Annotated in this window: 15 protein-coding genes; 4 read left to right on the forward strand and 11 right to left on the reverse strand. The window is 44.1% G+C overall.

Going from position 1 to position 12,618, the window contains the following annotated elements:
* Positions 1-37 precede the first annotated feature (37 nt).
* Positions 38-1,156 (reverse strand): PAS domain-containing sensor histidine kinase, encoded by a 1,119-nt coding sequence (locus NIAKO_RS05560; protein ID WP_014217419.1) that lies wholly within the window; start codon positions 1,154-1,156, stop codon positions 38-40.
* A gap of 578 nt (positions 1,157-1,734) precedes the next feature.
* Here NIAKO_RS05560 and NIAKO_RS05565 point away from each other — a divergent pair.
* Genes NIAKO_RS05565 through NIAKO_RS05580 form a run of 4 tightly spaced genes read left to right on the forward strand, consistent with a single transcriptional unit; the run spans position 1,735 to position 3,938 of the window.
* Positions 1,735-2,172: a thioredoxin family protein gene (locus NIAKO_RS05565; protein WP_014217420.1), complete on the forward strand. Its 438-nt coding sequence runs from the start codon at positions 1,735-1,737 to the stop codon at positions 2,170-2,172.
* A 10-nt stretch (positions 2,173-2,182) separates the two neighbouring features.
* Entirely contained in the window at positions 2,183-2,419 is a 237-nt protein-coding gene (locus NIAKO_RS05570; protein WP_014217421.1) for a DUF4266 domain-containing protein, read from the forward strand.
* A gap of 27 nt (positions 2,420-2,446) precedes the next feature.
* On the forward strand, positions 2,447-3,649 hold the full coding sequence (locus NIAKO_RS05575; RefSeq protein WP_014217422.1) for a DUF3570 domain-containing protein: 1,203 nt from the start codon (positions 2,447-2,449) through the stop codon (positions 3,647-3,649).
* Positions 3,650-3,692: 43 nt separating this feature from the next.
* Entirely contained in the window at positions 3,693-3,938 is a 246-nt protein-coding gene (locus NIAKO_RS05580; protein ID WP_014217423.1) for a hypothetical protein, read from the forward strand.
* A gap of 88 nt (positions 3,939-4,026) precedes the next feature.
* On the opposite strand, the gene NIAKO_RS05585 is transcribed toward NIAKO_RS05580, so the two are convergent.
* The 10 genes from NIAKO_RS05585 to NIAKO_RS05630 form a co-directional block, all read right to left on the reverse strand.
* The gene (locus NIAKO_RS05585; protein WP_014217424.1) at positions 4,027-4,503 is read right to left on the reverse strand and encodes a DUF4251 domain-containing protein; all 477 of its coding nucleotides are present in this window, start codon (positions 4,501-4,503) and stop codon (positions 4,027-4,029) included.
* 77 nt (positions 4,504-4,580) lie between these two features.
* Positions 4,581-5,300, reverse strand: a complete 720-nt coding sequence (locus NIAKO_RS05590; RefSeq protein WP_014217425.1) for a DUF3307 domain-containing protein — start codon at positions 5,298-5,300, stop codon at positions 4,581-4,583.
* A 156-nt stretch (positions 5,301-5,456) separates the two neighbouring features.
* Positions 5,457-6,089, reverse strand: coding sequence for a sigma factor-like helix-turn-helix DNA-binding protein (locus NIAKO_RS05595; protein ID WP_041346388.1), 633 nt, complete (start codon positions 6,087-6,089; stop codon positions 5,457-5,459).
* 243 nt (positions 6,090-6,332) lie between these two features.
* The gene (ahcY, locus tag NIAKO_RS05600; RefSeq protein WP_014217427.1) at positions 6,333-7,658 is read right to left on the reverse strand and encodes an adenosylhomocysteinase; all 1,326 of its coding nucleotides are present in this window, start codon (positions 7,656-7,658) and stop codon (positions 6,333-6,335) included.
* Between the two features lie 113 nt (positions 7,659-7,771).
* On the reverse strand, positions 7,772-8,188 hold the full coding sequence (locus NIAKO_RS05605) for an RrF2 family transcriptional regulator (RefSeq protein ID WP_014217428.1): 417 nt from the start codon (positions 8,186-8,188) through the stop codon (positions 7,772-7,774).
* A 160-nt stretch (positions 8,189-8,348) separates the two neighbouring features.
* Positions 8,349-9,002 (reverse strand): response regulator transcription factor, encoded by a 654-nt coding sequence (locus tag NIAKO_RS05610; protein ID WP_081195923.1) that lies wholly within the window; start codon positions 9,000-9,002, stop codon positions 8,349-8,351.
* 379 nt (positions 9,003-9,381) lie between these two features.
* The gene (dapB, locus tag NIAKO_RS05615) at positions 9,382-10,098 is read right to left on the reverse strand and encodes a 4-hydroxy-tetrahydrodipicolinate reductase (RefSeq protein WP_014217430.1); all 717 of its coding nucleotides are present in this window, start codon (positions 10,096-10,098) and stop codon (positions 9,382-9,384) included.
* Between the two features lie 62 nt (positions 10,099-10,160).
* Positions 10,161-10,811, reverse strand: a complete 651-nt coding sequence (locus NIAKO_RS05620; RefSeq protein ID WP_014217431.1) for a DUF5683 domain-containing protein — start codon at positions 10,809-10,811, stop codon at positions 10,161-10,163.
* Between the two features lie 10 nt (positions 10,812-10,821).
* A complete protein-coding gene (locus NIAKO_RS05625) occupies positions 10,822-11,742 on the reverse strand; it encodes a ParB/RepB/Spo0J family partition protein (RefSeq protein ID WP_014217432.1) in 921 nt (306 codons plus the stop codon).
* A 64-nt stretch (positions 11,743-11,806) separates the two neighbouring features.
* Positions 11,807-12,607 (reverse strand): ParA family protein, encoded by an 801-nt coding sequence (locus tag NIAKO_RS05630; protein WP_014217433.1) that lies wholly within the window; start codon positions 12,605-12,607, stop codon positions 11,807-11,809.
* Between the last annotated feature and the right edge of the window lie 11 nt (positions 12,608-12,618).

The following is a 12,618-nucleotide window of genomic DNA, read 5'->3' on the forward strand; positions in this document are numbered from 1 at the left end:
TATTCCCATTTCATAATTAATTATTAATTTCTCATTCTTAATTTCTTAACGGAATAGCTACGTCAATTCTGCATCCCTTACCGGGGGCAGCGGTGATCGTAGCTTTTCCATTATAGGTCTCTACCCGGTTTAAAATATTGGTAATGCCAACGCCATTGCGGCATTGGTTGGTGTTAAAGCCAATACCGTCGTCTTCAATGTGCAGGAATACACTCGCAGTGGTGTTGTATATTTTTATGATCGCCTTTTGGGCTTTGGCGTGCCGGATGATGTTGGTTAACTGTTCCTGGATGATCCGGTAAATAGTTTCCTTTATATTATCGGGGATCTGCGATTCATTTAACCCATGCAGATCGAGGTAAACAGGCTGTTGCTGTAGGATGTTATCAATGGTTTTTTGTAATTCAGCCAGCAAAGTGGTTTCGGCAAATCGCGGCAATACCAGGCGATGTGAAAGATTGCGGATCTCGCGGATCACTTCTTCAATATTGTTTTTGCATCTTTCAATAGTGCCTTTTTCTTCATCGTAGTTCTCGAGGCTGTATTCCAGTTGCAGTTTTACTGCAGCCAGGATCTGGTTGATGTTATCGTGTAACTCACGCCCTAATTCATTCCGTTCATTTTCCTGGGTTTTTATCATCAGCATATTAATTACCTTTTGCTGTTCCAGTTTACTTTTCTGTGCAGCTACATTAGTAAGTTCCTCGGCAGTAATATCCTTCAGGGTGGCAATTACACCAACAGGTTTTCTATGCTCGTCGCGGGCAAATGTAACAGTCGATAAAAGATGGAATTGTTTATTATCCTTTCTGGTAAAAACTACTTTACCCTGCCAACTACCTGTTTGTTGTAATATTTGTAAAGCCTGTTCGGGCGAATCGTTGATGTAATCGTATTTAATGACCTCGCGAAAAAGGCAGCCGGTTACATCTTTTGACCGGATGCCATAAACCTGTTCAGCCATTTTGTTGATGTAAACGATACGCAGATCCATGTCGGTAAAGATCACTGCATCACTGATATGATCGAGCAATGCATTCCTTTGAATGTGTATTGTACGGCTATTGGTTTGAGGTTTAGCCTGGTGGAGTGTGACAGCCGTGTCTGGTTTTTCAACACGGTAAAAGTTCACATGTAAGCGATTAGTTTGGCGCATAGGGATTTTGAGATTTTAAGTGATATTCGATTAGGACCAGGTAGGAGTGAACATGTACATGTAAATCTAACGCACGAATTGGGTTTAATGATATGATTTAACTCATGCGTAGTATTGAAATTGAAAGAAGTTGTTTTGGATCAACTAACAAGTAAGACTGCCTGTAATTTATGTGTTAATACAGGTAAGGATAAACGTAGCGTTAGAATAGGGGGTAATTTGAAAAGAAGATAAGGGTTACCCTGTACGCATTTGTCGTTTCAGTGCCGGAATGACCAATGGGCAATAGACAATAGGCTGACAATAGCTAATTGCTTTTTGCCAATTGCTTATTGCATATTGATTATATAGCTGCATCCGTCAAACTTCCACCTGTTTCGTATTCCCGACGCCTATCAAGCTGTAACTATAAAGTTTTAGTATGGTTATTGAGTTTTCTTTCCTGCATTAAGACGGGCAATAACAGCGTAGGTAGAAACCCTTACCGGTTTGTTATTGAGTATTAATTACAGATTAATGGCCCGTTTTAGGCATACTTTTTTCGATGTTACAACGTACCAGTTAAAATCTATATTCAAATGAACTTACCAGCATTGTTATTGATTGTAGCCAGGCTGTTATTGCCGGGTTGGGGAACAGATTATGAACATGCAAAAGAAACCGCCAGGCAGGAGAACAAATACATCCTGCTGAACTTCTCAGGTTCCGATTGGTGTGGACCCTGTATACGCATGCACGATGAGGTATTTGGCAGCGATGCGTTTAAACAGGTAGCAGGTAATAACCTGGTATTGCTGAATGCCGATTTCCCGCGCTTGAAAAAGAACCAGCTTTCTAAAGAACAACAAAAGCAAAATGAGCACCTCGCCGATCTGTATAACCAGAAAGGAAGCTTTCCATTAACCGTATTGTTGTCGGCCGATGGGAAAGTGGTAAAAGAATGGGCGGGCTTTCCGGCAGGCGGGGCGGGGCAATTTGTGAACGAGGTCAAAGCCGCCTGTCATGCCGGTTTTTAATTTATTTACTATGAAGCAAAGAAACGTACCCCACTCTTTTGGCGCCCTGTTATTGATAGCAGGCAGCGTGTTCATTGGAAGCGCCTGTAAAACCGTTAAGGAATACCAGAAGAACAAGCTTAATGATGCAGAGATGTCGTTAAGTAATAGAAAAGTTGAAAAACCCGAAGCAAATTTTGAATCGTACCGCGAGGGAGCATCCGGCGCCAATTCCGGAAAGCTCGGCGGCGGTTGTGGATGTAACTAATTGCTGGCTTCTACCATTCAATAACTTATGAAGAAGATCTGTTTAACCGTAGTGGGTTTGTACATGGGATTGTTAACTGCCTTCTCACAAACCACCCCTAAAGATTCCTCCGCTTATAAGAGCAGGAAACTAAAGCTGGATGAAATAAACCTGGTATCCAGTTACTATCAGCAAAATGGCGATCATGCAGCAGTAACCGGTGGCGTAGGGTCACAGCATTTAACCAATATTTCAAGTTCATTCGACTTAAGGCTGGTTAAAAGAGATCGCAAAGACCGTAAACACAGTTTTATCTTTGATATAGGGGTCGACCACTTTACTTCAGCCTCTACTGACAATGTAGATCCCAAAACCATTTCGGGACCTTCCCGCAACGATACCCGTATCTATCCCTCCCTTAACTGGACAGTGGAAAGCGAGAAAAAAGGAAAAACATTTGGATTAGGGGCCTATTACTCCCATGAGTGTGATTATTTCGCCCATGGGGCCAGTGCAAACTTTGCTGCCAAAACAAAGGACCGCAGCGGCGAATTTTCGATAAACGCCCTGGTATACCTGGATAACGTGAAATTGATACGGCCCATTGAATTACGTGATGGCAAACCCATTCCGGGCGATCCCAATAACACGGGCTATGCGCCGCGTAATTCATTCAGCACTTCATTATCGTATTCTCAAATAATAAGTCAGCGGTTACAGGTCATGTTCCTGATGGACCTTGTTTACCAGAAAGGATATCTTGGGCTGCCTTTTCAGCGGGTTTATTGGAATGATAATTCAGTGCACATAGAGCATTTGCCCGACAGGCGGTTTAAACTGCCGCTGGGGTTCAGGGCTAACTATTTTGTGGGCGATAAACTGGTGTTTCGCAGCTTTTACCGGTATTACCAGGACAATTGGGGTTTAAAAGCCCATACAGCTGAGCTGGAAACGGCCATCAAGCTATCCCCGTTTTTTTCGGTTACGCCCTTTTACCGCTTTTATACGCAGCAGGCAACCGATTACTTTGCACCCTACCAGGCGCATACCGCAGCCGATGAGTATTTTACCAGTAATTACGACCAGTCGTCATTTAACAGCAGCATGTTTGGTGCGGGAATACGATTGTCGCCTCCAACGGGCATTTTGGGCAATCAGCATATTAACATGATTGAAGTGCGGTACGGACATTACACACGTTCTAACGATTTGAATTCAAATATAATATCAATGAATCTACGGTTTAAATAACCGCATGGCACGGATTTTTTTAATATAAGCGAAAGTTTAAGTTATGAAAAAAACCATATTGATGCTGTGCGTAGCCTGTGCGCTTACGTTGACTACAACTTCAACCTTTGCACAGGATAAAAAGAAAACTGAAACAGAGGATTCAAAAACAAAGGTAAAACCGAATACAACAACAGGGGATAAGGTACATAATGTGATTCATCCCAAGAACAAAAAATCACATGGTGTAAAGGCAAAACATAAAACCGAGGAAGGAAAGACGAAAGTAGAAACTCAGCCTAACCAATAACATTAAATGATGTTGAAAAAAACAAAAGCTCCCGGCGGGAGCTTTTGTTTTTTTGTATGTCGACGTTAAGGCTGGTTACATTGTATAACTATTTCTTTGCGGTAATATATCCATTGAATGAAATGGGCTGCCGGTTGGTGCTGTTAACAACCATAGAGGCAGAGCCGTTATCGAAGATGGTCATTATAAGTTCATGCGGGTCTGAGACATCCTGGGGAGTAATGGTCACATTCCAGCCGCCTTTTTTATTGGTGCTCACCATGTATTGAAACTTGGTTGTGGTAAACTGCAAGGGCCCTTCGCTGGGGTTTAACGGCGCTGTAAAGGCCCGGCCAAAATAAGGGAGGTCGCTTACTATTGTATCTTTCGATACCTGTAAGCTATAATCGGATGTCAATTGGCGGGTGGTGCCTGCCGTAGGCAAAGCTGTCTGGGCTTTAAATACATAGTTCTGCGCTTCCACTATAGCCTTTATTTCGGCTTTTTTATCCTTTTTAGGCTGTTGTGCCCAACCAATGGCTGGCAGGCAAATAAAGGCTATTATCGCTAACCAAACATTTTTCATATAGCTTCCTGTTTAGTGCTGTATAAAGAACGGCAAAGGGCTATAAAATGTTTGTTAAAAGGCATAACTGGCCCCCGTCAGATAAAACTTTTAACAATCAGACCAATGAGTATACTCAGGGAGAAGCTCATAAGCGTGCCAATTAAGATATATTCAGCTTCCTTGCGGGCTTCGGAGCCTTTTATATCGTTAAAGCGCAGGATAGATTTGGCGGTAATTAAAAAGCCAACCCCTTCAAAATGGCCTGTCATAACAAATGTGAATACCAGTAAGCGTTCAAAAATGCCGATCCATTTACCAGCTTCGTTCAGGCTTACCGATGAACGGATGTTTTGTTCTTCCGCTTCGCGGCGCCAGCGTTGGGTAGCGCTGGCCAGTAACAGTGACAGGGGAAAGGTAACTATCAGGTAGCCGGTGGCAATGGCCCAGGCGCTTTGGCTATGCAGTACAGCTATCCAGTTTTTGGGTAACCAGCCGGAAGGAGCTACAAATACACACCATAAAATAAACAGGGTAAGCAGGTGCAGGAACTGGTCTATGATAAAGTAAACGATCCCGTCTTTTTGGTTCAGCTTCCAAAGGTCAATAACGTAGTGGGTGACCATAACCAGCACGGGCAGTTGCCACAGGCTCCAGCTGGGCGCGAACAGGTAAACTAAAATACCATGAATGGCGCAATGCAGGTAAAGCATCCAGGAACGGGCTTTTAACCGTTGCTTGTGGCGTACCATGGCACGCGATTGAAGGATGAAGTCGCCTAACAGGTGAGCGAATATCCATTGAAATAAGGTTACCATAATTTTATGCTTAAAGCTGAATGCTAAACGCTTAACGCTGGTCTCCGTAAATCGATCTTCCCTCAATAACTCAGAAATCTCAATATGCGGGTGCCTTCAGCCTTCAGCCTTCTGCGTTGAGCGTTCTGCGTTCTGCGTTCTGCGTTTGAAGATAACTTAAACCATTGGTATAACCGATTCAAAACGGTTAAGAATTTTTTGCACAACCGGCCAGCCTGCCGCCTGCAGCCGCTGGTGAACCGAAGGTTGTTTTATTTTTAATTTTTTTGCAATGGAAGCCTGGGTGTGGTCCTGTAACTGCAGGTAAACCGCTTCGGCCTGTTGCCTGGTTAAACGCTCCAGGATGTAGTTGAGGGAAGCGCTGTGTACCTGCCATTCGCTGGTGAATTCTTCATCGAAGCCGGCTATGCTAATCATTTCGCCGCTTTTGGTCAATGCATCGAGGTAGGGGCCCGATGCCTGAAATGCCGACCCATCGGAAGTAATTACCTCGCCGCTTTTAAAGCTTATATCACCTACCCCGATGGCCAGCCGTATTTTAAAATTATCTTTTAAAAGGCAGGTTTGTAATAGCAGGGCTATACGTAATGCGGCCAGGCGGTTTATAGTAAGTGTTATTTGTATGCTGTCGCCGCGGTATTGCTGCGCCCGCAAATCGAGCCATTCGAGGGTGGTGCCTTCAAAGAAGAGGCTCAGCAGTTGTTGTAATTTTTTTCTTGAGGCTGGTTTCAGTTGCGATGAGCCTATAATATCGCCACTGATCACTGACGCCCTTGATATATTAGCCATAAATTCCCCCAGCTTTTCACAAATATACTCATTTCCCCGGGTTTTACCATTATAGTGCCCCAATACTATAATTACCCATTATAGTACTGGAATACTATATTTTGCCATTATAGTATTCCAGTACTATATTCACTTTTTTGCATTTTTACGCCAAAAGCGAAAAAAGTGAATGGGGCAGCAGGAAAAAAATAACCCCTTCCGGTGTGCCGGGAGGGGTTATTCATATATAACTTCCTGCTGTTTTTAGTAGCGGTAGTGTTCTGGCTTAAAGGGCCCTTCTTTGGGTAAACCCAGGTAAGAAGCCTGATCGTTGGTCAGTTCATCCAGTTCAACACCGATCTTTTTCAGGTGCAAACGGGCAACTTTCTCATCGAGGTGTTTAGGCAGAACGTATACTTTGTTTTCGTATTTCTTGTTGTTTGTCCACAGTTCTAACTGGGCCAGCGTTTGGTTGGTAAATGAATTACTCATTACAAAGCTGGGGTGGCCGGTGGCGCAACCAAGGTTCACTAAGCGGCCTTCAGCCAGTAAGATCACATCCTTGCCATCAATGCTGTATAGGTCTACCTGAGGTTTAATGGTGTCTTTGGTATTTCCGTAGTTATTATTCAACCAGGCTACATCAATTTCAATATCAAAGTGGCCAATGTTACAAACAATGGCTTTATCCTTCATAGCACGGAAGTGCTTTTCAGTGATCAGGTCGCGGCAGCCCGAAGCGGTAACAATGATATCTGCTTCTTTAACAGCATCGATCATTTTTTTAACTTCAAAGCCGTCCATTGCAGCCTGTAAAGCGCAGATAGGATCAATTTCGGTAACAATTACGCGGCAACCTGAACCTGCCAGTGAAGCGGCAGAACCTTTACCTACGTCGCCATAACCACCTACAACAGCTACTTTACCAGCCAGCATAACATCGGTAGCGCGGCGGATAGCATCCACCAGACTCTCTTTACAACCGTATTTGTTATCGAATTTTGACTTGGTTACAGAGTCGTTTACGTTGATGGCAGGAATAGGTAAAGTACCTTTTGCCATTCTTTCGTACAGGCGGTGAACACCGGTTGTGGTTTCTTCGCTCAAACCCTTGATGTGCTGTACCAGCTCAGGGTATTTATCAAATACGATGTTGGTAAGATCGCCACCATCGTCGAGGATCATATTCAATGGGCGGTCGGCGCCACCAAAGAACAAGGTTTGTTCAATACACCAGTCAGCTTCGTCCAGCGTTTGGCCTTTCCAGGCATAAACGCCAATACCGGCAGCAGCAATAGCAGCAGCAGCATGGTCCTGGGTGGAGAAGATATTGCAAGAGCTCCATTTAACCTCTGCGCCTAAAGCGATCAGGGTTTCAATAAGCACTGCAGTTTGAATGGTCATGTGTAAGCAACCTGCAATACGGGCGCCTTTTAATGGCTGTGATGCTCCATATTCCGCACGTAACGCCATCAATCCCGGCATTTCTGCTTCTGCAAGGCGAATTTCTTTACGACCCCATTCTGCAAGGCTGATATCTTTAACCTTATAGGGAAGTGAAAAATCAATGTTTTTGGTGATAGTAGACATATCTGATTGAATATTTATTTCGGCGGCAAAACTACAATATTAAGTATGAAACTCAATATAAATCCACTGTTATTAAAGGGGGTGGTTTTGGGCCGGTTTTATAATAAAGTGCTTTAAACCATCTTTTTAGTAAGATCGGCCACGGTTTTCTTTTCCAGAATGCGCAGGTTGGCATCCCGTACAAGAATCATCATATCGTGCAGCCCGCATTGCTTTTCATCGCAGTTTTTACAACGCTCATAAAAGTACATGCTTACACAGGGCAGCATGGCTATGGGCCCGTCTATGAGGCGAACAATTTTAGCCAGTGGAATGTCTTTGGGCGATTCTTTAAAGAAGTACCCACCGCCTTTTCCCTTCTTGCTTTCCAGGATACCGGCTTTTTTCAGTTCCAACAATATGTTTTCCAGAAACTTGAGAGGGATGCGTTTCTTTTTTGAGATCTCCGCAATAAGAATGGGTTCATTATCTTTTTTATCAGCCATATACATCAAGGCCTTAAAGGCATACTGGGCTTTCTTGGATAGCATGTATTTTCTTATTTAAACACGTAAAGTCGCCTGAGGTTCAACCCAGGACTATAAGGGCGTAAGATAAAATAATTTATTTATCCTTAGCCATGTTAAATGGATGGGTGTAAAAATCACTGTTAACCCACATTTACAGGCCCTTGCCGGGCCCGGGAAGCCCTTACCTTATTATAACAAGTTTATGATTATAAGCATACTTTATAAGCCCTATTACACTGTTCGTTTTGGTTTTACGAAAGATGTTCTTGCGATGGGTTTCAACCGTTCGTTCACTGATAAACAGCCGCTCGGCAATTTGCTTATTGCTGTATTCCTGTTCAATCAGGCGGATGACTTCCAGCTCCCGGTCGGTAAGGTGAGATGGCTCGGGTGTTACTTTTCTGAGGCGGACAGTAGGATTCGGCATTTCTTTCAGCGTTTTATCGGTTGAGTAAATTTTCTGTATCAAGTTTTCCAGTGCTTTGGTTATGCTGTGTTTATCAGTGTTTTTCAGCACATACCCGGTTATAGAGCCTTCCTCGATCATGGTATTTACAATGTTTTGCTGCTCCTTTTCAAACAGGGCAACCATTTTTACCCGGGGAAACAGTTCTTTTACTTTGTTTACCAGCTCATGCCCCGTGCGGTACAGCATGGTAATGTCTGCAAACAAAATGTCAACGGGCGTACAGGCCATCTGCCGTAGCAGCTCATTGGAGTTGGTGGTAATGATAACTGCTTTAAAATATTCATGTTTATGTAACAAGGATAACAATCCATCGATTACCGTCTGGTGATCCTCTGCAATCGCCATGCGAATTTTATTTCGTTTCATGTTTGGCAGGTTAATGTACAGCCGATAATGGTTGGGGGTTGGGCCTAATAGACAGACGTATCAAATCTTCTGCCACTGCCTGTAAAAGAGCGGCGTCTGGCTGTAAGAGGGCTAAAGCCAATGTAGGGGTGGGGGACCGGCGGAGGTTTTTCCAATTTCAATGTGTGGGAAAGCAGAGAAGGTATAAGCGTATTTAGGATAATCTGGTTTATAGTAGTTCATGCAGCAATAGTTTAGTAAATCTTATCATAATTTACTGAATTACTCAACAGAAAAGTACAATGAGCATAAAAATTGAGCAATGTCAATCCTGCTATAAAAGCAAATAACCCCCGCACGAGCGGGGGTTATTATATGTAATATTTTAATTATTTATGTTTTATAAGCCCAGTACATCGCTCATAGTGTAAATACCCTTCTTATTTTTAAGAAATTCGGCAGCCAGTACTGCGCCGGAAGCAAAACCCTTGCGGTTGTGAGCGGTATGTTTTATTTCAATATCGTCGATATCTGATTTGTACACGATCGTATGCGTACCCGGAGCGGGATCTTCCCGTTCGCTGATGATCTCCAGTTCATTGGGGTTATTGGTGGCTTCGTTCACCCATTTCTTCTTTTGGCTTAATGAGCCCATAATGCCTTCGGCCAGCGTAATGGCTGTACCACTGGGCGCGTCTTTCTTTTGGGTGTGGTGAAGCTCTGTGATCGATACCTGGTATTCCGGGTGAGGGGCTATCAGGTCGGCCAGCTTTTTATTGATGGCGAAGAAAATATTTACGCCTACACTGAAGTTGCTTGCGTATAACAAGGCGCCGTTATTTTTGGTGCAGTGCGCTTTTGCTTCATTAAACCGTTGCAACCAGCCGGTAGAGCCGCTTACAACCGGCACGCCTGCATCCAGGCATCTCATTACATTTTCAAAAGCTACTTCCGGACCGGTAAACTCAATAGCTACATCGGCCTTCTTTATATTTTCGACTGTATTATCCGCTATATTTTCAATGCCTACTTTTAAAACAATTTCATGACCACGTTGCAAGGCGATCTCCTCAATGGCATGGCCCATTTTTCCGTATCCGATTAATGCTATTTTCATCTCTTTGAAGTTAGTTGAACGCGTAAAATTTACAGGGGTGCTAAGTTATCGTTTTTGAGCCATTATTTGTCGGCAAACTTGAACACCAGGCTTATCCCAATGCTATTGGGCGATGTAATGGCCGGTTTTATCTGCATGGCCAGGTTATCGTTTACATTAAAGCCTTTCAGGTGGGCGTCTACAGTGGCATCCACTACATTCAGGCCCCATAACAACAGGGTGAATAAAATGGAATAGTCCATGTTCTTGCGGTACTGGTTACGATAGTTTGTCAGCGAGTTGGTTGACTGGATTGAAACAAGATATTTCAGATTGGGATCTACCTGCTCGAATTTGCCCTGGTAGGTAGGATCATTTTTATCGAGCGTTGAAACGGTTATCGCGTATTGGATCTCGTGATAGATATTCCTGTTATAGAAGTAAGTATAAATAGGGATGCCAACGGCAGCCCATGCAATAGGAACCTTCCAGTATTTTTTGTTGTAAGCCTGGCCGGCCCCGGGGAAAACGGCCGACAAAATAGCCGCCTTGCGTGGCTCGTAAACGCGTTTACCTGTTGAGTCGTATTTGTATACCCAGTTGCTTTTTTTCACTTTTGAACTGGCCACCACCTTACCGGTAGTATCCTTTACAATGAGACTATCTTTATGCTGAGCCAAGGCCAGCATGGGTATACATAGGATAAGCGCAATAACGAAGAAAATAGGTTTCATGCAGGCGAACTTAAGCCGACACACCTATTTGATCTAATATCTTATTCAGTTCCTGGATAGAATAGTATTCGATCGAAATAGCTCCGTGTCCGTTTTTATTATGATTTAATCTAACCTTGGTACTGAAATGCGTTGCTAAGTTATCTTCAATTTTTTTATATGCAGGGGGGAGGGAGCTTTTTACCGATTCTTTAACGCTGGCAGCCGTACCGCTCTTGTACATTTTTCTAACCAGGTCTTCAGTTTGCCTAACCGACAGGCTGCGGCTTCTGATCTCGTTATAGATGAATAATTGCTTGTCAACTGTGTCTACATTGATCAGGGCGCGGGCATGGCCCATGCTGATCTCGTTCTTGCGCACAGCTACCTGAATATCGGGGGGTAATTTAAGCAAGCGAATGTAGTTGGCAACGGTGCTTCTTTCCTTGCCCATGCGTTCAGCCACCTGTTCCTGCGTGTGGTTAAGCTCTTCCATCATCCGCTTATAGCTCAGGGCTATTTCAACGGCATTCAGGTCTTCACGTTGCAGGTTTTCGAGCAAGGCCAGTTCCAGCAGCTCCTGGTCGTTGGCCTGACGGATGTAAGCCGGTACATCAACCAACCCGGCAATTTTAGAAGCGCGCCACCGGCGTTCACCCGAAATAAGGCGGTATTTGCCGCCGGCCATCAGGGAAACGGTGATGGGCTGCACAATGTCGTGCAACTTTATTGATGAAGCCAGTTCCTGCAATGCCTGCTCGTCAAAATCATGACGGGGCTGGCGCGGGTTAGGCTCTATTTGATCGATGGGAATACGCGAAATGGCAACAACATTTTCAGCAACATCTTTTTTCAGGTTGCCGGCCGCGTTTTTCAGATCAGAATCAATATTCTGCAACAGGGAACGGATTCCCTTACCCAGCGCGTCTTTATTTTGTTTAGGGTTGGTCATTGATTGTATATGGTTTTTTGTTTTGGATCATGTCAGCTGTTGTTGAACTGCCAACGCCACCTCATTATTCTAATATCCGCTCTTCCTGCTTGATCTTCGTCATGTCGTTCTTTTGCAGGATCTCTTTGGCCAGGTTCAGATAGTTGACAGCCCCTTTACTTTGACCATCATACAAAATCACCGGTTTCCCAACGCTGGGCGCCTCGCTGATGCGGGCATTGCGGTGGATAATTGTATCAAACACCATTTCGTCAAAATGCTTGCGTACCTCATTTACCACCTGGGTACACAGGCGCAAACGGCCGTCGTACATAGTCATTAATATCCCTTCTATGGCAAGATCAGGATTTAAACGGCTTTGAACGATCTTAATTGTGTTCAATAATTTGCCAAGACCTTCCAATGCAAAAAATTCTGCCTGTACCGGAACCATTACCGAATCAGCCGCGGTAAGGGCGTTTACAGTTATTAAACCCAGTGATGGCGAACAGTCGATGATGATAAAATCGTACTGCTCTCTCACCGGCTCCAGTATGTTCTTTAATACACCTTCCCGGTTAGGATAGTTGATCATTTCAATTTCCGCACCTACCAGGTCAATGTGCGACGGAATGATATCCAGGTTGGGGATCTCTGATTTCAGGATCACATCTTTCCCCGGGGTACTGTTTACCATGCAATCGTACAAGCTCGTTTGGATATTGTGCAGATCAAATCCTATCCCGCTGGTGCTATTGGCCTGCGGATCGGCGTCTACCAATAAAGTTTTGAACTCCAGAACGGCCAGGCTGGCCGCCAGGTTGATGGCGGAAGTAGTTTTCCCAACTCCCCCTTTTTGATTGGCTACTCCAATTACTCGGGCCATAGTGATTAATT

Source organism: Niastella koreensis GR20-10, from assembly GCF_000246855.1.
Classification (GTDB): domain Bacteria; phylum Bacteroidota; class Bacteroidia; order Chitinophagales; family Chitinophagaceae; genus Niastella; species Niastella koreensis.